Origin of the sequence: Ramlibacter sp., from assembly GCF_036383835.1 — a bacterium.
GTDB lineage: Bacteria > Pseudomonadota > Gammaproteobacteria > Burkholderiales > Burkholderiaceae_C > Ramlibacter.
On record NZ_DASVNN010000094.1, the window covers coordinates 1 to 18214 of the forward strand.

An 18214-nucleotide genomic window follows, 5' to 3' on the forward strand; every position below is an offset into this window, starting at 1 on the left:
GCTTCGCTTGCCCACCGCTCGACTCTAGTCCTTGAGCGTCCGGATGAACGGCACCAGTTCGCGCTTCTGTTCCAGCCCGAACCCCGCCGCATCGCTCGGCCGCACCTTCGCGTTGCGGATCTCGCATTCGCTCGAATACCCGCCGAAAGGCTGGAACACCCCCGGATAGGCTTCGCAGGCGCCGAGCCCGAGGCCGACGACGATGTGCAGGTTGATCAGGTGACCGCCATGCGGCACCGCCTGCTTGCGGTCGAAGCCGTGCGACTCCAGCACTTCGATCATCCGCGCGTACTCGGTGATGCCGTAGCTCAGGCCCGCATCCATCTGGAAGATGTCGCGGCCCGGGCGCATGCCGCCGAAGCGCACGAGGTTGAGCGTGTCGATCGCCGAGAACAGGTTCTCGCCGGTCGCCACCGGGCCGCCGTACGCCTCGATCACGTCACGATTGAGCTGGTAGTCCAGCGGGTCGCCGATCTCCTCGAACCAGCGCAGGCCCAGCGGCTTGAGCTCCCTGGCGTACGCGAGCGCGGTGGGCAGGTCGAAGCGGCCGTTGGCGTCGACCATCAGGCGATCCGGGCTGCCGGCGACCTGCAGCGCTTCCTCGACGCGCTTCATGTCCTGCGCCAGCGGCGCGCCGCCGATCTTCATCTTGAAGCTCTCGAAGCCCATCTCGCGGTAGGAGAGGAATTCGTCGCGCAGCGTGCGGCCCGTGCCCGGCGCGTAGTAGTAGCCGCCGCCGGTGTAGACCTCCACCGGCGTGGCCACCGGCTCGCGCCCGAAGGCGCGCGCGATCGTCACGTAGGCGGGTTCGTCCGCCAGCTTCGCGTTCAGGTCCCAGATGGCCTGCTCGATCGCGGCGGCGGCGCCGGCGCGGTCGCCGTGGCCGCCCGGCTTCTCGTTGCGCAGGAGGGTGGCGAGCACCTTGGCCGCGTCGAAGCACTGCCCTCCTTCGGCGAGCAAGGAGACCGGATCGGCGCCGAGCAGCCGCGGGATCATGCGGGTGCGGATGATCCCGCTCTGGGCGAAGCGCCCGATCGAATTGAAGCCGAGACCGATCACCGGCTTGCCGTCGCGAATCACGTCGGTGACGACGGCGACCAGCGAGACCGTGTGCTCGGAGAAATTGACGACCGCGTTGGCGACGGCCCCTTCCAGCGGGACGGCGAGTTCGCGGATATCGACGATGCGCATGCTGTCCGCTCCACTCACTCGGGCTGGATGCCCGCGGCCTTGATGACCGAACCCCACTTGCTGAGTTCGCTGTCGATGAACTTGCCGAATTCGGCGGGCGAGCTCGCGATGACGATCATGCCCAGGCCGTCCAGGCGGGCCTTCACCGCTTCGTCGGCCAGCACCGCCTTGAGGTCGGCGTTGATGCGATCGCGCACGGCGGGGTCCACGCCCTTGGGCGCGACGATGCCCAGCCAGCCGAGCGCATCGAAGCCGGCGATGCCGGTTTCCGCGACGGTCGGCACGTCGGGCAGTTGCGGCACGCGGCGGCTGGTCGAGACCGCCAGCACGCGCAGCTTGCCGGACTGCACGTGCGGCAGCACGCCGGGCAGCGAGTCCACCATCGCATTGAGCTGGCCGCCGATCAGGTCGGTGTAGGCCGGGCCGCTGCCGCGATAGGGGATGTGCTTGATCTGCGCGCCGGTGCGCTGCTTGAGCAGCTCGAAGGTGAGGTGCTGGAAGGACCCCACGCCGCCCGAACCGTAGCTCAGGAGGTTGGGCGAGGCCTTGGCCGCGGCGAGCAGTTCCGCGAGGGTCTTGTAGGGAGAGTTGGCCGGCACGACGAAGGCCTGCGCGACGCCGGCGACGTTCATGATCGGCGTCAGCTCGCGCGGGTTGTAGCCCGGGTTGGCGTACAGGTTGGGCGCGGAGGCGAGCGGGCCGCTGGAACCGAGCAGCAGCGTATAGCCGTCGGCCGGCGCGGCCGCCGCGGCGCGGCTGCCCAGCGTGCCTCCGGCGCCGCCCTTGTTGTCCACCACCAGCGACTGGCCCCAGCGCTTGGCGAGGGGATCGCCCAGCACGCGCGCCAGCACGTCGCCGCTCTGGCCGGGCGTGAAGGGCACGATGATCGTCACCGGCTTGGTCGGGTAGCCGGCCGGACGGGCCTGGCCCCAGCTGCAGGCCGGCGCGAACGCGGCGGCCAGGACGAGGGCGGGGACGGAGAGACCGAGGAATCTGCGCTGCATGGGAATCCTTCTGGGTGGCGGGCGGGGCCCGGAACGGGAAGGCTGCATGGTAGATTTGTACCGACCGCCGATATGTAGGGACATATACGATGAACATATCGGGGACAAATCGGAGAACCGCCCCGTGCCCGTCGCCCTCTACCAGCAGATTTCAGAAGACCTGATCCAGAAGATCGGCGCCGGCACGCTGCCGGTGGGCAGCCTGCTGCCCACCGAGCTGGAGCTCATGGCGTCCTACCGCACCAGCCGCAACACCGTGCGCATGGCGCTGCAGCAGCTGCAGGCACGCGGCCTGATTTCGCGCCGGCGCAATCGCGGCACGATGGTGGAGGCGCTGCCGGGCGGCGTCGCCACCTTCACGCAGTCGCTGTCCTTCGACGGCCTGGTCACGCTGGCCAGCACCGCCAAGCGCCAGCTGGTCGCCGCGGAAGACGTCGTGCTGGACACCGCGACGGCCAGGACGCTGCAATGCCAGCCGGGTTCGCGCTGGTATCGCATGGCCATGCTGCGCGGCGTCGCCGGCAAGCCCCGGCCGCTCGGGTGGACCGATGCCTATGTGGATCCGCACTACCGCCAGGTGCGCGACCTCGCCGAGAGCCAGCCGGACAAGCTGCTGGCCGACCTCATCGAATCCGTCTACGGCCGCCGCATCGCCAGCGTGGAGCAGACCGTCTCGGCCTGCGCCGTGAACGAAGCGATGTCGCAGCCGCTGGGCGCCGCGAAAGGAACGCCGGCGCTGCGCGTGCTGCGGCATTACCGCGACGCGGCACGCGCCCTCGTGATCGTCACGAGCTCGCTGTATCCGGAGAATCGGTATTCGATCGTGACGACGCTGGTGAGAAGCCAGTAGCCAGTCAGGTTGCGGGCTTGCCGCAAAAAGGTGGCCGACGCCAGCCCCCGTTTGGCCATTGACGGGCAAGTCGGCCGTCCCCGAGACTCCGCGCTTTTGTCCACCCACCCGCCCTCCATGCGTCCATCCTCCGCCAGCAGCGGCAAAGTCCTCGTGGCTCTCGCCAGCTCCATGCTCTTCGCGGCTTCCGCATCGGCCGCCGTGTTCGCTCCGTTGCCCCCGGACAGTGCGCTCACGCTTGGCAGCGGTGTGGACATCGCGCAGCCGCAACAGGCGGTGCCGTCCTGCTTCGACTTCAAGGTGGTCCAGAGGGATGTTCCGACGACGCAACGCTACGACATCTATGTGAAGGCGGTGAACACGGTGGAGGAGGTCCACCGCGAGCGGCGCCGGCGCGGATCGGTCGGCGGCTCGTGGGGCGCGGTGTCCGCATCGCTGTCCGCATGGAGCAACGAGCAGAATACCGACCGTCGCGCGGGCCTGTTCGTGATCCTCGAAGCCCGCTACATCGGTCCGCGGTCCATCGCGGAGGAGATCACGCCCTCGCCCGCGGTGGCCGCGCTGCTGGCCCAGGGCAAGGCGGCGGACATCGTGCGCCGCTGCGGCACGCACGTGGCCGCCACCGAACACCGGGGCCAGACACTGCGCCTCGTCCTGAACCTGAGCGACATCGAGCACAGCGCAAAACAGGAGATCGCCGTGCGCTTCGGCGCCAAGGCGAAATTCGGCCTGGGCGGCGGGAAGGCCAGCGGCAGCTACACCAGCACGGTCGCGACCCTGGCGCGCGAAAACCGCCTGAGCTTCGCGATGGAAGGCAGTGGAACCGCACCGGCGCTTCAGCGCGTGACGGACCTGTTCAAGACGAAGGCTGGCGATCTCGCCGGGGTGGCGGACGCGCTGGCGGCGCTGCTGGCGACGACCTCTCCTGGAAGTCCCACCTCCTTCGTCACCTACGGCTTCACCCTGCAACCCATCAGCCTCTTCACGTCCCAAGTACCGGCATCCGGCGAGGGAGAAGAGGAAGTGCAGCAGTTGGAACAATTGCAAGACCTGAACGCGATGCTCGGCGCCCAGGCGAATGAAACCCGCAGGCAGCTCGACACTTCCGGGCTGTCGCCGGACAGCGTGGAGAGACTCAGGAGAGAGGTACAGCAGTACCGCACGATCCAGGCCGGCATCCGCAACGATATCGCCAGCTGCCGATGGGAGGCGGAAGGCAGCGACAAATCCTGCGAAGCAGCCCTGTGGAAATGGCGCGGCACAGTGACGGCCTCGCGCGGCATCGAGGCCAGATTCGTTGGTCAGCGCGACCGCGAGCTCGGCATCGAAACGCGATTGCCCTATCCCGCGGCCGGCACCCTGCTGGCGGGCATCAACGGGCGGGACGTTCCCTTGGATGCCTTCAAGATCTTCCCTGGCGTGGCACGCACCAGCGTCCTCAGGCTCGCGGGAAATGCCAGCGATCCCCAATTGTTCTCTGAGGCGCCGCTCACGCTGAACCTGATGATGCTGCTGGCCAGCCTGCCGGACCGCCCGGAACGCGACATGGTCCGATCGATCCAGGTGGGATGCCTGGGCGCCGCGGCTTTCGCACCACCGGCACCCGGCATCTACACACTCTTCGTGGAGCCGGTCCTGAGCGTCCACGCCGTCAAGGCGCCGACGGTTTCGCCCGACAGTGTCTGCGCCGGACCCGCAATTGGCTTCGTCGGTTCGCCGATGGTCGGCCCACGTCCCCTGATGCCGCCGGGTCTCACGGCACTCGAACTGCAAAAGCCACAAGGCGCCGTGCCGCTGAAGCTTCAGTTGGTCGACAGCTACGGCCTCGTCACCGAACACCTCATCGTGCCGGACCTGGCCGCGATCCTGCGAGAGGGTCGGTGATGCGAAACCATCCGGTCATCCTCGCCTGGATACTGGGAACGTCGCTCCTGCACGCACACGCGCAAGGCACATGTCCGGCCACGCATCCCAGCGAGTTCAAGATCGAACTCAAGCGCCTTGGGGTCGACGAGGTCATGGACAACGGCGTCAAGGTGCCGCGCGTGTACGGCGACATCGGCGTGAACGGCCAGAACTTCGGGCGCTTCTACGAGAACCCGGCGCTCAAGATCGCGGCCGGCGTGTACCGAGGCACCCTGCGCTACGAGTCCAACCACAATTTCGTGCAGGGTAGCTGCGGCGAGATCGGCCGCCAGGGTGACTTCCTGCTGGAGGTCTCGGGCGTGAAGGCTGCGGACGGGGCGAAACGAACGGACATCCTCTTCCATCCAGGCTTCAAGCCCAGCCACTCGAAGGGTTGCGTGCTTTTCGGGGCGCGCCAGCGCGACGCCGCCGGCAATCCCAAGCCGCTGTCCCCCGATGAGCCGCTGGTAAAGCTTCGCCGAGCCTTCTACGGGACGGACACGCCGAACCAGTGCCCGAACAAGGTGATCACCATCACCGTGACCGGCTGAGACGAGCCAGTAGCGGCGAGTAATGCGCATGAACGGCAATTGAAAGGTTGCCGAAAGACGGACTGTGGGGGATCCGCACTCCCTGGTTTCCGCTTTTCCCCTTGATTCCTACCTTCGCGGGGTGCCTGCAACGGTGCACGCACCCATAGGAATCACGGAGACAACGAAACCATGACGAGACAGCTCCTGGTCGGCCTCGGACTGCTGGCCGCCGCCTCCCTCACCCACGCGCAGACGTCGTCCGTCAGCATCTACGGCATGCTGGACATCGGCATGCGCCACCTGCCCGACCTCGCGGTCAGCGAGGACGGGATCACCCGGGTCGACGACGCCAGCCGCAGCCGCATGGGCTATCGCATCAAGGAAGACCTCGGCGGCGGCCTGTCCGCGTTCGCGCGGCTGGAGCACAGCCTGCGCGTCGACACCGGCCAGCAGCGCGACCCGGTGAAGTACTTCGACGACAAGTCCTGGGTCGGCCTGGACCATGTGGCCTACGGCAACATCGCCCTCGGCCGCCTGCGTTCGCCGATCGACGAGATGACCTCGGGCAGCCGCTTCGAAGCCTTCGAGGGCTTCAGCCTCGCCGCCGCCGTGGGCCGCGCCGGCCGTTCCGACGACGCCTGGGACAACGGCGTGTACTACATCACCCCCAGCTTCAACGGCTTCCGCGCCGGCGTCGGCGGCCGCTTCGGCGAAGGCACCGCGCACAACGCGCGCGGCGTGCATGCCGAATACACCAAGGGGCCGCTGGACATCGGGCTGGCGTGGCAGGTCGACGGCGAGACGCTCAGCTCCACCAAGACCTCGTGGGGCGGCGGCATGTCGTGGCGCTTCAGCGCCTTCTCGCTGTTCGGCACCTACGTGAGGACCAGCGACATCGGCGCCACCAACGCCGGCAAGGCGTACACGGCGACCCTCGGCGTGCGCGTCCCCGCGGGACCCGGTGAATTCCGCGCCGCCGCGCGCAAGGTGGACAACGACCGCATCGCCGGTCGCACCAGCCACGCCGGCGACGTCGACACCACGCACATCGGCATCGGCTATCACTACCCCATGAGCAAGCGCACCAGCATCAACGCCTCCCTGGTGCGCCAGACCCGCAAGACCTTCGCGGCGTCCGGTGCGACCGCCACGGACCGCCAGGGCATCGGCAGCGAGCTGGCGCTGCGCGTGTACTTCTGAGGCCTCAGGCCGGGGCCGGTTCGCCCAGGCTCCGGTCCTGCGCCAGCAGGTAGCCCATGCCCCGCACCGTGGTCACGCTCACGCCGCTGCCCCCGAGCTTGCGCCGCACGCGGCAGGCAAGCACGTCGATGGCGCCGTTGCCGGCGTCGCTGGCGAACACCGCGCGGAACAGGCGGTCCTTCGGCACCAGGAAGCCGGGGCGCGCGATCAGCACCTTGACGAAGGCGTGCTCGCGCGGCGTGAGTTCCAGCAGCGCGCCGCGCAGCAGGAAAGTGCCGGACAGCAAGTCGAAGCTCAGCGGCCCGCACGCGAGGTTCACGGGCGTCGCCTGCGCGCCGCGCCTGTGCACGGACTTCAGTCGCACCGCGAGTTCATCGGGGTCGAAGGGCTTGGGGACCAGGTCGTCGGCGCCAGCATCGAACCAGGTCACGCGCGCCGCCGGCGTCACGTGCGCCGCCACCACCACCAGCGGGACGACGACGCCCGAGGCGCGGGCCCTACGCAACAGCGTGAGTGCGTCCATGCCGCGCAGGCCGGCATCCACCGCGCACACGTCGGCGGCGCCGAGCTGGATGCGCGCGAGCGCCAGGTGGCCGTCGCAGACCGTCTCGACGAGCAGCCCGCGCCGCTCCAGCGCCAGCTGCACGCCGCGCGCGGACACCGGGTCGGGGTCGGCCAGCAGGAAGCGCGTCATGGGCTGGCACCGCCGCGACGCGGCGCCTGCCTAGAATCGGCGTCATGGCGATCGACGAGGAGGTCACCCTCCGCAAACTGGAAGTCTTCCTGGCCTTCATGCGGCACGGCTCGATGGCGGCCGTCGCCGACGCGATGGGGCTGAGCACGGTCAGCGTGCACCGCGCGCTGCATTCGCTGCAGGAAGGCCTGCGCTGCCCGCTGTTCAAGCGCGACGGCCGCGCGCTCATCCCGCTGGCCACCGCCTACACCTTCGCCGAATACGCCCAGCGCACCCTCGACACCTGCGAGGAAGGCATCCGCCGCACGCGCCAGGTGGCCGGTTTCGAAGCCACGCGGATCCGCATCGGCAGCGCCTATTCGCTGACGGTGCGCACCATCCCGCAGCTGATCTTCGGACTCAAGAGCCGGCGCCCGAACCTGGACGTCGACATGAAGCTCGGCTCGACCCGCGAGCTGGTGGAGAAGCTGCGCAGCGACGAACTGGATGCCGCGCTCGTCGTGACGACGGAGGAGGAGCCGGCCGAGGAGTTCGTGTCGCTGGTGCTCTTCCACGATCCCCTGTGCTTCGCCGCACCGCTGCAATCGCGCTTCTCGCAGCGGGAGCTCATCGACCTGCGCGAGCTCAAGGGCGAGAAGTTCGTGGCCCTGCACGCCGACTTCCTGACCGCGCAGGCGATGGAGCCGCTGTTCGCCGCGGCGGGCTTCCAACCCGAGATCGTGATGCGGGCGGGCAACCTGTTCTCCCTGGCCAACCTCGTGGCCGAGGGCATCGGCTTCGGGCTGCTGCCCGCGCGCGTCGGACTGTTCACCACGAAAGTCCAGCTCATTCCCCTGGCACCGCCCTTCGCGCACCAGCAGACCATCCGCCTGCTGGTGCCGCGGGCGCGCGAGCGGGATCCCAACCTCCTGGCGCTCATCGCGGAATGCAGGGGGCTGCCGGAGGTGGTGCATGGTCAGCGCCCGCCGGGCTCGAGGTAGGCGCGTTCGCGCTCGGCGAACTGCTGCAGGCGCACCAGCTCGTAGTACTGGTCCAGCGGCATGAGCTTGTCCTGCAGGCCAGCCACGTCGCCGCGCTTGCTGAATTCCGAGAAGGCCTGGCTGACCGCACGGGCCGCCGCGAACAATGCCAGCGAGGGCAAAGTGACCGCCGCGACGCCCAGCGCCTGCAAGGCCTGCAGCGGCAGCCCACCCTTGCCCGCGGCCTGCGACAGGGTGCCGAAATGCGGGCCCGGCACTTCGGCAATCGCGCGGCGGATCTCCGCCTCGGTATCGAGTCCCTGCGGCTTGGCGGAATCGGCGCCGGCCGCGAGGTAGGCGCGGCAGCGATCGAGCGCGGCATCCACGCCTTCGACGGCGGCGGCGTCGGTGCGCGCGCAGATGAAGAAGGCCGGATCCTGCCGCGCGTCGATGGCGGCGCGCACCTTGGCCACCATCTCCTGCTGCGGGATCACGGACTTGCCCGCGAGATAGCCGCAGCGGTTGGGGAACACCTGGTCGCTGATGAACATCCCCGCGATGCCCGCCGCCTCGAAGGCCCGCACCGTTTCGCGCACGTTGTGCACGCCGCCGAAGCCGGTGTCGGCGTCGACGTACACCGGCACGTCCACGGCCTGGCAGATCCTCGCGTAATGCGCGGCATAGTCGCGCATGTTCGATTGCCCCATGTCGGGCTGCGCCAGCATGCTGCCCACCGCCGCATAGCCGCCGGCCGTGATCGCCTGGAAGCCTTGCGTCTCGGCGATGCGGGCGCTCAGCGCGTCGTAGGCGCCCGGCAGCACCAGCAGTTCGGGGCGGGCCACCAGCTCGCGGAAACGCTCGCGCCTAGACGATGCCATGGACCACTCCGGCGGGTTCACGGTGGCTGCGACGGCGCAGCAGGGCCGGCGCGATCACCAGCACGATGGCCAGGCCCAGCAGCGTGGCGGCGATCGGGTGCGTGACGAACACGCTGGGGTCGCCCTGGCTGATGGCCAGCGCGCGCCGGAACTGCTGTTCCAGCAGCGGGCCGATGATCAGGCCCACCACCGCCGGCGCGACGGGCATGCCGATGACGCGCATGCCGAAGCCGACGATGCCGATCACCCACAGGATCACCAGGTCCACCAGGTTGTTGTTCAGGGTGTAGGCGCCGAGGGTGGCGAACACCAGGATGCCGGCATAGAGCCACGGCGTCGGGATCGCGAGCAGCCGCACCCACAGGCCGACCAGCGGGAGGTTCAACACCAGCAGGAACACGTTGCCGATGTAGAGGCTGGCGATCAGGCCCCAGACGAGGTCCGGGTTCTTGGTGAACAGGGTGGGACCGGGTTGCACGCCGAACTGTTGGAAGGCCGTGAGCATGATCGCGGCGGTCGCCGAGGTCGGCAGCCCGAAGGACAGCAGCGGTGCGAGCACGCCCGCGGCCGATGCGTTGTTCGCCGCCTCCGGACCCGCCACGCCTTCGATGGCGCCCTTGCCGAATTCCTCCGGGTTCTTCGACAGCCGCTTTTCCGTCATGTACGACAGGAAGGTCGGGATCTCGCTGCCGCCCGCGGGCAGCGCGCCGATGGGAAAGCCGATCGCGGTGCCGCGCAGCCACGGCTTCCAGGAGCGCCGCCAGTCCTCGCGGCTCAGCCACAGCGAGCCGGTGACGCGCGAGACGGTTTCCCCATCGTGGATGTGGCGCGAAGCGGCATACAGCGTCTCGCCCACCGCCAGCAGGCCGACGGCGACGATCACCACGTCGATGCCATCGAGCAGTTCCGGCACGCCGAGCGCGAAGCGGGCCTGGCCCGATTGCAGGTCGATGCCCACCAGCCCCAGCGCGAGGCCGAAGAACAGGCTGCCGAAGCCGCGCGTGAGCGAGTCACCGAGGACGGCGGTGACCGTCGTCAGCGCCACCACCATCAGCGCGAAGTACTCCGCGGGCCCGAACAGCAGGGCCAGCTTGGCGAGCGACGGTGCGACGAAGGTCAAGGCCGCGGTGGCGATGCTGCCGGCGACGAAGGAGCCGATCGCCGCGGTGGCGAGCGCCTGCGCCGCGCGGCCGGTGCGCGCCATGGCGTGGCCGTCGATCGTGGTCGCGATCGAGCTGGGCTCGCCCGGCGCGTTCAGCAGGATCGACGTGGTCGAGCCGCCGTACATCGCGCCGTAGTAGATGCCGGCGAACATGATGAAGGCCGACGTGGGATCGACCAGGTTGCCCGTGACGGGCAGCAGCAGCGCCAGCGCGAGCGAGGGCCCGATGCCGGGCAGCACGCCGACGGCGGTGCCGATGGTGACGCCGAGGGCGCACCACATCAGGTTGAGCGGCGTGAACGCGAGCGAAAAGCCGTGCAGCAGTGAAGCGAATGTCTCCATACCTCTGTCCATGCGCGGCGTCGGCGCGCCGCTTTGTCGGTGATCGAAGGGGCCTCAGCGGCCCCGCAACGGCTCCACCCACTCGCCCAGCGGCAGGTTCAGGCCGAGGACGAGGTTGAAGAGGACGAAGGTGCCGGCGGCCAGCACGACGCCGATCAGGGCATCGCGGCCCGGGCGCCGGCTGCCGAAGGCCCGGCACACGCCGACGAACACCAGCGTGGCGGCGGGGATCCATCCCACCCAGCGCAGCAGGATCATCTGCACGATGAGCGTGCCGGCGATCCAGGCCACGGCGCGCGTGTCGTAGCGCGCGTCGTCGGCGCTCGCGCCCTGACGCACCGCCATGCGCACATGCAGCAGGCCGATGACGACCAGCGCGATGCCGATCAGCGCGGGGAACGCGCGCGGCCCGACGGCCGCATAGGCGGGGCCTGCCGGCATTGCCGTCGTCTCCCAGCCGATGAAGAGTCCCAGGCTGGCGAGCCCGGCACCGATCACCGCGGTGCCCAGGCGTTCGGCGTTCCAGGCGCTCATCGCGCTTCGGCTCCGGCCGGCGCGGTGCCGCGCAGCGCCTGCGTCTTGCGGGTCGCTTCCAGCCGCAGGAAGCCCAGGTCGCTGTCGGTGGTGATGAAGCGGCCGCCCGCCTCGATGAACTCGCGCTGCCGGCGCACGTCGCGGTCGCCGCCGAAGCCGGCGAACTTGCCGTGCTTCTGGCACGCGGCCAGCAGCCGCTTGACGACGGCGGCGAGCTCGGGCGAGCCGAACTGCCCGGGCAGGCCCATCTGCATCAGCAGGTCGTTGCACCCGAGATGGATGACATCCACGCCCTCGACCGCGGCGATCTTTTCCATCTGCTCGACGCCTTCCAGCGATTCGATCATGGCGACGACCATCGTCTCGTTGTTCAGGATGCGGGCCGCTTCGGAGATGTGCAGCGGCTGGTATCCGAGCACGACGTAGCCCGTGGTGACGGACCGCGTGCCGTAGGGCGGGAAGCGGCACTGGCGCACGAAGGCCCGCGCCTGGTCGGCGTTGCGCACGTCGGGCAGGATCACGCCCATGACGCCGGCATCGAGCAGGCGCACGGTGTCCGGGTTGTCCAGTCCGGCGACGCGCATCACCGGCGTCACGCCGAAGCCGTACGAAGCCAGCGAGATCTCCACCACGGTGGCGACGTCCACGCCGGAGTGCTGCAGGTCCAGCATGATCCAGTCGTGGCCGGTGGCCGCGGCCAGCGCGGCCACTTCGCTGCTGCGTCCGAGGCGCACCTGCATTCCGAGCGCTACGTCGCCGGCACGCATGCGCTTGAGGGCGGCGTTTTCGATGATGGGCATTCCTTCTTCCTCGATTACTTCGCCAGGCCGAGCGTCGTCAGCGTCTTCTGCATCTGGACCTGCTGGCCCGCGATGTACTTCTCGAACTCCGCGCGCGGCATGTAGTAGTCGAGCCAGCCGCGCTCGTCGCGCATCTTTTTCCAGGTGTCGCTCCTGGCCAGCTTCTCGAGGGCCGCGGACAGCGCCTTGGCTTCGGCATCGGGGATGCCGGGCGGGGCGAACACGCCGCGCCAGTTGGCCAGTTCGACCGGCACGCCCTGCTCGCGGAAGGTCGGCACGTCGATGCCGGGCAGGCGCTTGGGCGCCGCGACGCCGATGGCGCGCAGCTTGCCGTCCTTGATTTGCGCTTCGTACTCGTTCCAACCGCCGATGCCGACCGTCACGTGGCCGCCGAGGATGGAGGTCATCGCCTCGCCGCCGCCGGCATGCGCCACGTAGTTGACCTTGCTCGCATCCACGCCGACGGCCTCGCCGACCAGCGCGGCGAGCACGTGGTCGGTGCTGCCCGCCGAACCGCCCGCCCAGGACACGGAGCGGGGTTCGGCCTTGAGCTTGGCGACCAGGTCGCCGAGGTTGCGGATGGGCGAGGTCGCCGGCACGACCAGGATCTCGTATTCGCCGGTGAGCCGGGCGATCGGCGTCACGTTGGCGAGGGAGACGGCGGACTTGTTGGTGATCGCCGCGCTGACGAGGGTGAAGCCCCCGATCAGCAGCGCGTTCGGCCGGCCCTTCTTGGTGGTGATGAACTGGGCCAGGCCGATGGTGCCGCCGGCGCCCGGCACGTTGGTGACCTGGACGTTGGAGGACACCTTTTCCGTACGCAGCGCCTGCTGCAGGGCACGGCCGGTCTGGTCCCAGCCGCCGCCGACGCCGGACGGAACCAGGATCTCCATCCTGGACAGGTCGGCCTGGGCCGGCAGGGAAACGAGGGTGGATGCGGCCACGGCGAGGCCCGCAAGCAGTCTTTTCATGTTGTCTCCTGGTGCAATGGGAGCAGATGCTAGGCAGCCCGGCGCTGCACTTCAATCAAGCCAGGCGCGGGATCGTTAACCTGACGCTAATGTAAGGAGGCCGGCCGCCGCGGGCGGGAACGCGCAGGCGCCTCGTGGCATCTATCGCCCACAACCACCACCAAGGAGCCCGACCGTGTACCTCCGCGCTTTCATCCCCGCCCTGTTCGCCGCCGCCCTGCTGCCCGCGCAAGCCCAGCAAGGTCCCACCGATCCCCAGATCGCCCACATCGTGGTGACCGCCAACACCGTCGACGTCGACGCCGGCAAGCTGGCGCAGAAGACCAGCAAGAACAAGGAAGTGCGCAAGTTCGGCAAGCAGATGGTCACCGACCACACCGCCGTCAACAAGCAGGCCACCGCCCTGGCGAAGAAGCTGAAGGTGAAGCCGGAAGCCAACGACACCAGCGCCAGCCTGAAGAAAGGCGGCGACGAGAACCTGGCCAAGCTGAAGAAGCTCAAGGGCAAGGACTTCGACAAGGCCTACGTGGACAATGAGGTCGCCTATCACCAGGCGGTGCTCGACGCCGTCGACAAGACGCTGATCCCCTCCGCCAAGAACGCCGAGCTCAAGGGCCTGATCGAGAAGGTCCGCCCGGCATTCGTGCAGCACCTCGAGCACGCCAAGCACCTGCAGGCCGAGCTCGGAAAATGAGATCGCTGCGAGGCCTGATGGCGGTCGCCCTGCTGCTTCCCCTCGCCGCTGCCGCCGCGACCCACACCGTGACGATCGAGGGCATGAAGTACGCGCCCGCGACGCTCACGGTGAAGAAGGGCGACAAGGTGACCTGGCGCAACAAGGACGTCGTGCCGCACACGGCGACGGCCGCCGGCCGCTTCGATTCGAAGCAGATCGCCCCGGGGGCGAGCTGGACCTGGACGGCGAAAAAGGCCGGCACCTACGACTACATCTGCACTTACCATCCCGGCATGAAGGCGACGGTGGAAGTGAAATGAATCCGCAGCGCAAGGACGGCGACGCGCGTGCCGGCGACGAGGCCTTGATCGCCGGCGTGCGCGCGGGCGACCCCGGGGCCTTCGAAGCGCTGATGCGGCTGTACAACCGGCGCCTCTACCGCACGGCGCGCGCCCTGCTGCGCGACGACGCGGAAGCGGAAGACGCGCTGCAGGAGAGCTACCTCGCGGCGTTCCGAGCGCTGCACGGCTTCCGTGGCGAGTCCTCGCTGGCGACCTGGCTGACCCGCATCGTGGTCAACGAGTGCATGGCGCGGCTGCGCCGCCAGGCCCGCCGCGACAACATCGTTCCGATCCAGGCCGCCGGCGCGGCCTTCGACCATGCGCAGGAGTACCAAGCCATGGAAGACGTCCCCGGCGGACTGCACGATGAGGCGCCCGACGACGCGCTCGTGCGGGCGGAACTGCGCGCCCTGCTGGAGCGCAAGATCGACGAACTGCCGCAGGACTTCCGCGCGGTGTTCGTCATGCGGGCCATCGAGGAGCTGAGCGTGGAGGAAACGGCGCAGTGCCTCGGCATTCCCGAAGCCACGGTGCGGACGCGGCACTTCCGTGCGCGCAGCCTGCTGCGGGAGTCGGTGGCGCGGGAGATGGATGTGGCCGAGCGCGATGTGTTCTCGTTCGATGGGGAGCGTTGCGATCGGATCGTGGCGCGGGTGCTGGCCAGGAGTACGTAAGGCGGTTTGCGGCGCATGGCCGCGCATCGGCGCGCTAGGCTGCGTTCATGGACATCGTCGTCACCGAAGCGGAAGGGATGCGGCTGCTGCAGTTCGGCACGCAGTGGTGCCAGGGTGTCATGCGGATTGCGGAGCCCGATCGGCTGGAGTTGGAATATGCGGTGCGGATGTCAGCGTGGCTGTTGTTCCACAATCTCGATTCGCTGCGCGACAAGCATCTGATCACGCTGGGGCTGGGCGCGGGGTCGCTGACGAAGTTCGCGCATCGCGTGCTGGGGATGCGGGCGACGGGGGTGGAGATCGATGAGCGGGTGATCGAGGCGTGCCGGATGTATTTCGCGGTGCCGGCGGATGGTGAGGGGCTGCGGGTGGTGCATGCGGATGCGCTGGAATACATCGCGCAAGTCGGGCGAGCCAGCATCGATGTGCTGCAGGTGGATGCGTATGACGCGTCGGTCGAGAAGCCTGCGCTCGATACGGAGGCGTTCTATGCCGACTGCCGCGCCGGAATGCGCGAAGGCGGCACTGTGGCCGTGAATCTGATCGGACGCGACCTGGATGTGCGGGCGAGCGTCGCGCGGATCCGCAAAGGCGTGCAGCCGCGCGCGATCTGGCAGTTCCCGCCTACCGAGGCTGGCAATGTGGTCGTGATCGCGCAGTGCGGCGAGGTGCCGGAGGAAGACGTGCTGGCGGCGCGGGCTCGCGAGATTGAAAAACGATGGGAGCTGCCGGCCGGCGATTGGCTCGCGATGGCGCGGCGGATAGAGTCAACCACAACGGTGCAAGGATGACCGCAAAGTCAGGCGTCCGGTGCGGAGAGAGGCGCTGATCGCTTCACGGGGCGATACGGCGGGCTTCCGCGAAAACATCCTCAGCGGCATGGGTCTCGACGTCGCCGCTCTCGAAGGCTTCGACTCGCCGACGGATCTCCTGCTCCCAAGCCACTTCAACTTCAGCGACAGATTCATCGTGCAGGGAGTCCAGGAGAATTTCCACCAGGCGGACGCGATCCTCCGGCTCCAGGGACGTTGCACGTTCGGCGAGGTCTGCGAAAGGGTCAGCCATAGGGATGCTCCTGTGAAGATGACCGGCATTCAGCAGAAGCGACCGGAGGAGCGCACGCCGTTGGGCGGCGTATCGATCGACCTGTTCGACCGCAATTTATGCAGCCTCAGCACGGAACTTGACGCCGAGAGCCTGGGCGACCTTCAGAACCGTGGCTAAGCTGGGGTTTCCGTTCTCGCTAAGTGCCTTGTACAGGCTTTCCCGGCTCAGGCCTGCGTCGCGTGCGACCTGGCTCATTCCCTTGGCTCGCGCGATGTCTCCCAAAGCGCGAGCAATGCCCGCCGCATCCTCTGGAGCTTCTTCAAGCCAGGCGTCCAGGTACGCCGCCATTTCTTCCGGCGTGCGCAGTTGTTCCGCAACGTCGTATGCGATCGTCTTGGTCCACGGCGCCGCGGATTCCTTTGCCTTTACTGCCTTGGCCATAGCTACTCCAGCAAACCCCTCGCAAGTGCCAGCGCCGTCTCTATGTCCCTCTGCTGGGAGGACTTGTCACCACCAGCGAGAAGAACAACCAGCACCCCCTTGCGCTCGGTGTAATACACACGATACCCAGGTCCGAAGTCGATCTTCAACTCACTCACGCCGCCAGTCAGCACTCGATGCTGACCAGGATTGCCGTGAACAAGCCTGTCCACCCGCACCTGGACCCGCGCGCGGCCGGCTCGGTCTCTGAGTGAGTTGATCCAGTCTCGATAGACCTCGGTCATCTCCACGCGCATGCGCGGATTGTATCCCATGGGCTACATCACCGTCAAGCTGGAGCGCTGGCCGAACCTTCGGCTGAGAGATGAAGTGACCGGCGGACCATAGGCATGCACAGTGTGCAGCGACTACGTCGGTGCCATGTCTTATCAGAGTATCGGCTAAACCGGAGCAGCCGCCACGTCCGTGTCGACCGACCCGTTAGGTCGTTGCTGCGTCAGCTACCCCACGATTGGCCTCGCGAATTCTTGCCTCCATCAATTCAGCTTGCCTCAGAGCGGCTTCGCCGAATTCCCGTCCCGCCACGATGTCCTCCATCGCGTGGAGAATTTTTCGGGTGAACCGGTCCTGGATCCAGCTTACAAACCCAATTCGAGTGGTGTCGAACTCTGACAACGCCTTGTCTCCCAAACCGGCCTGAAGGTGCTGTCGCAGAAGCTTGTCCTTGGGCCAAAGCAGTTTGTCAGGTTCTGTCTTTGCCCTATCGACTAAGTAAACCATGCGGAGCAAAGCGGCTTGGTACGTGGCGTATAGGGCCCACACATATTCGCCAATATATGGCCGAAGCAGGGCGACTTTCCGTGCTCTATCTGACGCTCCCACCACGATAGGCACATGATCCAGTGCTTCCCATGCTTCACGGAACCTGGGCTTCTGATACGCATCCTTGAATTCCTCCAGCAGGAGAACGTCAAAGTAGGTCAGCGCGACAGGAAGTGCATCATCGAGTTCAAGAATTGTTCTCCAGACTTCCTCCACTGCATTAAGGCGCTTGCCAATTGCGGCCTTCTGAACTTCACCGAACGACTGGGAACTCAATCGAAGCTTGTCTGCCTCCCGATCAATTTCCGCTTTGAGGCGCGTGGAAATCGTCTCGCCATGAGCCTTGAGTTCCGCGTTGAGTTGTGCCATCCGCTGGTCGTATTCATGCTGGATGCTGGCACGCAAACGCTCCGACATCCATGTTCGCGCAATCCAAACTAAGCCGGAACACAATGTAGCGCTCACTCCCGCAGACGTGAGCACAGTCAAAGCGAACTGAAGGTACTCGGGCATTCGCTGCGACCTAACGCAAAGTTAACTGAACGACATATTCGACCGCACCGCTCGGACGCTCGGTTTGGTGGCCCGAGGTCCATGACTGCCGGTGACCACAGAGCACAACTACCGATCTGCCACGCAACAAGTGGTCTAACCTTAGCGATCACTTTTGGCCGTCGAGCTGAGCTTCTTGAGGAGTGAGGCGTACTTCTTCCCCCGCTCGGGATACTCACGAGACAACGCCTCTATGAATCGCACGCGGTCCGCTGTGAGAGTCTTGGGATCCTCGATGTCTTTGACGTAGGACCTGATCTCTGCATCGGCGACCATCGCAGCTAGCTTCGGATCATTGGCAAGTTGAGCGCATCGGCGGATCGAGAGCGCCGCAGACCAATACTCGCGTGCAGTCATCAACCGCTGAAACTCCGCAGCCATCTCTGCACTCTTGGATTGGCAGACACGAGTCTCGGCAACGTTGTCAGCGGCTTCCTTCTCCGCCTTCCTTCTGCGCTCATCAATATCATATGCGGTGGGGACATAGGCTCTGGACTCGGGCGATTGCCCCGCGAGCTTGCCCTCTCGGATGGCCTTGTCGTAAATCCGCTCGCATTCAGCGTTCTGAAGGGGAAGCATCTTTTCGCACGTCCTCCGCAGCTCATTCGCGCGACTGACGTGTTCCGGAACTGAAAGTC

At 67.3% G+C, this 18214-nt stretch carries 22 protein-coding genes; 9 read left to right on the plus strand and 13 right to left on the minus strand.

Translation table 11 applies throughout. The features are described from left to right. Nucleotides 1-24: 24 nt before the first annotated feature. Complete coding sequence (locus VF522_RS15290; RefSeq protein WP_330909147.1) at nt 25-1191, minus strand: enolase C-terminal domain-like protein; 1167 nt, start codon at nt 1189-1191, stop codon at nt 25-27. Between the two features lie 14 nt (nt 1192-1205). Beyond that, nucleotides 1206-2195 carry a tripartite tricarboxylate transporter substrate binding protein gene (locus VF522_RS15295; protein ID WP_330909148.1) on the minus strand — a complete coding sequence of 330 codons (990 nt, stop codon included), beginning with the start codon at nt 2193-2195 and terminating at the stop codon, nt 1206-1208. 124 nt (nt 2196-2319) lie between these two features. Here VF522_RS15295 and VF522_RS15300 point away from each other — a divergent pair, with 124 nt between their 5' ends. The 4 genes from VF522_RS15300 (at nt 2320) to VF522_RS15315 (ending at nt 6683) form a co-directional block, all read left to right on the plus strand. After that, nucleotides 2320-3045: a GntR family transcriptional regulator gene (locus VF522_RS15300; RefSeq protein WP_330909149.1), complete on the plus strand. Its 726-nt coding sequence runs from the start codon at nt 2320-2322 to the stop codon at nt 3043-3045. 153 nt (nt 3046-3198) lie between these two features. Next, nucleotides 3199-4929 (plus strand): hypothetical protein, encoded by a 1731-nt coding sequence (locus tag VF522_RS15305; protein ID WP_330909150.1) that lies wholly within the window; start codon nt 3199-3201, stop codon nt 4927-4929. Then, on the plus strand, nt 4929-5501 hold the full coding sequence (locus VF522_RS15310) for a hypothetical protein (RefSeq protein WP_330909151.1): 573 nt from the start codon (nt 4929-4931) through the stop codon (nt 5499-5501). The genes VF522_RS15305 and VF522_RS15310 overlap by 1 nt, the downstream gene beginning before the upstream one ends. A gap of 171 nt (nt 5502-5672) precedes the next feature. Further along, the gene (locus VF522_RS15315; protein WP_330909152.1) at nt 5673-6683 is read left to right on the plus strand and encodes a porin; all 1011 of its coding nucleotides are present in this window, start codon (nt 5673-5675) and stop codon (nt 6681-6683) included. Nucleotides 6684-6687: 4 nt separating this feature from the next. Here the strand turns inward: VF522_RS15315 and VF522_RS15320 are convergent, their stop codons facing one another. Then, nucleotides 6688-7377 carry a response regulator gene (locus tag VF522_RS15320; protein WP_330909153.1) on the minus strand — a complete coding sequence of 230 codons (690 nt, stop codon included), beginning with the start codon at nt 7375-7377 and terminating at the stop codon, nt 6688-6690. Nucleotides 7378-7421: 44 nt separating this feature from the next. Between VF522_RS15320 and VF522_RS15325 the strand changes: the two genes are divergently transcribed. Beyond that, nucleotides 7422-8357 carry a LysR family transcriptional regulator gene (locus tag VF522_RS15325; protein WP_330909154.1) on the plus strand — a complete coding sequence of 312 codons (936 nt, stop codon included), beginning with the start codon at nt 7422-7424 and terminating at the stop codon, nt 8355-8357. Here the strand turns inward: VF522_RS15325 and VF522_RS15330 are convergent. Genes VF522_RS15330 through VF522_RS15350 form a run of 5 tightly spaced genes read right to left on the minus strand, consistent with a single transcriptional unit; the run spans nt 8333 to nt 13023 of the window. Further along, nucleotides 8333-9214, minus strand: coding sequence for an oxaloacetate decarboxylase (locus VF522_RS15330; RefSeq protein WP_330909155.1), 882 nt, complete (start codon nt 9212-9214; stop codon nt 8333-8335). The genes VF522_RS15325 and VF522_RS15330 overlap by 25 nt on opposite strands. Further along, nucleotides 9201-10718 carry a tripartite tricarboxylate transporter permease gene (locus VF522_RS15335; protein ID WP_330909156.1) on the minus strand — a complete coding sequence of 506 codons (1518 nt, stop codon included), beginning with the start codon at nt 10716-10718 and terminating at the stop codon, nt 9201-9203. Before VF522_RS15335 ends, VF522_RS15330 begins: the two co-directional genes overlap by 14 nt. A 54-nt stretch (nt 10719-10772) precedes the next feature. Beyond that, nucleotides 10773-11252, minus strand: coding sequence for a tripartite tricarboxylate transporter TctB family protein (locus VF522_RS15340; RefSeq protein WP_330909157.1), 480 nt, complete (start codon nt 11250-11252; stop codon nt 10773-10775). Then, the gene (locus VF522_RS15345) at nt 11249-12052 is read right to left on the minus strand and encodes an HpcH/HpaI aldolase family protein (protein WP_330909158.1); all 804 of its coding nucleotides are present in this window, start codon (nt 12050-12052) and stop codon (nt 11249-11251) included. The genes VF522_RS15340 and VF522_RS15345 overlap by 4 nt, the downstream gene beginning before the upstream one ends. 14 nt (nt 12053-12066) lie before the next feature. Next, nucleotides 12067-13023 carry a tripartite tricarboxylate transporter substrate binding protein gene (locus VF522_RS15350; RefSeq protein ID WP_330909159.1) on the minus strand — a complete coding sequence of 319 codons (957 nt, stop codon included), beginning with the start codon at nt 13021-13023 and terminating at the stop codon, nt 12067-12069. Between the two features lie 193 nt (nt 13024-13216). Here VF522_RS15350 and VF522_RS15355 point away from each other — a divergent pair, with 193 nt between their 5' ends. Genes VF522_RS15355 through VF522_RS15370 form a run of 4 tightly spaced genes read left to right on the plus strand, consistent with a single transcriptional unit; the run spans nt 13217 to nt 15505 of the window. Then, the gene (locus VF522_RS15355) at nt 13217-13717 is read left to right on the plus strand and encodes a DUF4142 domain-containing protein (RefSeq protein WP_330909232.1); all 501 of its coding nucleotides are present in this window, start codon (nt 13217-13219) and stop codon (nt 13715-13717) included. Beyond that, a complete protein-coding gene (locus tag VF522_RS15360; RefSeq protein ID WP_330909160.1) occupies nt 13714-14019 on the plus strand; it encodes a cupredoxin family copper-binding protein in 306 nt (101 codons plus the stop codon). Before VF522_RS15355 ends, VF522_RS15360 begins: the two co-directional genes overlap by 4 nt. Continuing rightward, nucleotides 14016-14714, plus strand: a complete 699-nt coding sequence (locus VF522_RS15365) for an RNA polymerase sigma factor (protein WP_330909161.1) — start codon at nt 14016-14018, stop codon at nt 14712-14714. The genes VF522_RS15360 and VF522_RS15365 overlap by 4 nt, the downstream gene beginning before the upstream one ends. A 47-nt stretch (nt 14715-14761) precedes the next feature. Then, nucleotides 14762-15505 carry a spermidine synthase gene (locus VF522_RS15370; RefSeq protein ID WP_330909162.1) on the plus strand — a complete coding sequence of 248 codons (744 nt, stop codon included), beginning with the start codon at nt 14762-14764 and terminating at the stop codon, nt 15503-15505. A gap of 43 nt (nt 15506-15548) precedes the next feature. On the opposite strand, the gene VF522_RS15375 is transcribed toward VF522_RS15370, so the two are convergent. The 5 genes from VF522_RS15375 to VF522_RS15395 all read right to left on the minus strand — a co-directional run bounded on the left by VF522_RS15375 (nt 15549) and on the right by VF522_RS15395 (nt 18155). Next, the gene (locus tag VF522_RS15375) at nt 15549-15779 is read right to left on the minus strand and encodes an addiction module protein (protein ID WP_330909163.1); all 231 of its coding nucleotides are present in this window, start codon (nt 15777-15779) and stop codon (nt 15549-15551) included. Nucleotides 15780-15875: 96 nt separating this feature from the next. Next, nucleotides 15876-16202 (minus strand): addiction module antidote protein, encoded by a 327-nt coding sequence (locus VF522_RS15380; protein ID WP_330909164.1) that lies wholly within the window; start codon nt 16200-16202, stop codon nt 15876-15878. Nucleotides 16203-16204: 2 nt separating this feature from the next. Continuing rightward, nucleotides 16205-16498 carry a type II toxin-antitoxin system RelE/ParE family toxin gene (locus VF522_RS15385; RefSeq protein WP_330909165.1) on the minus strand — a complete coding sequence of 98 codons (294 nt, stop codon included), beginning with the start codon at nt 16496-16498 and terminating at the stop codon, nt 16205-16207. Between the two features lie 184 nt (nt 16499-16682). Beyond that, nucleotides 16683-17393 carry a hypothetical protein gene (locus VF522_RS15390; RefSeq protein WP_330909166.1) on the minus strand — a complete coding sequence of 237 codons (711 nt, stop codon included), beginning with the start codon at nt 17391-17393 and terminating at the stop codon, nt 16683-16685. A 285-nt stretch (nt 17394-17678) separates the two neighbouring features. After that, on the minus strand, nt 17679-18155 hold the full coding sequence (locus tag VF522_RS15395; protein WP_330909167.1) for a hypothetical protein: 477 nt from the start codon (nt 18153-18155) through the stop codon (nt 17679-17681). Between the last annotated feature and the right edge of the window lie 59 nt (nt 18156-18214).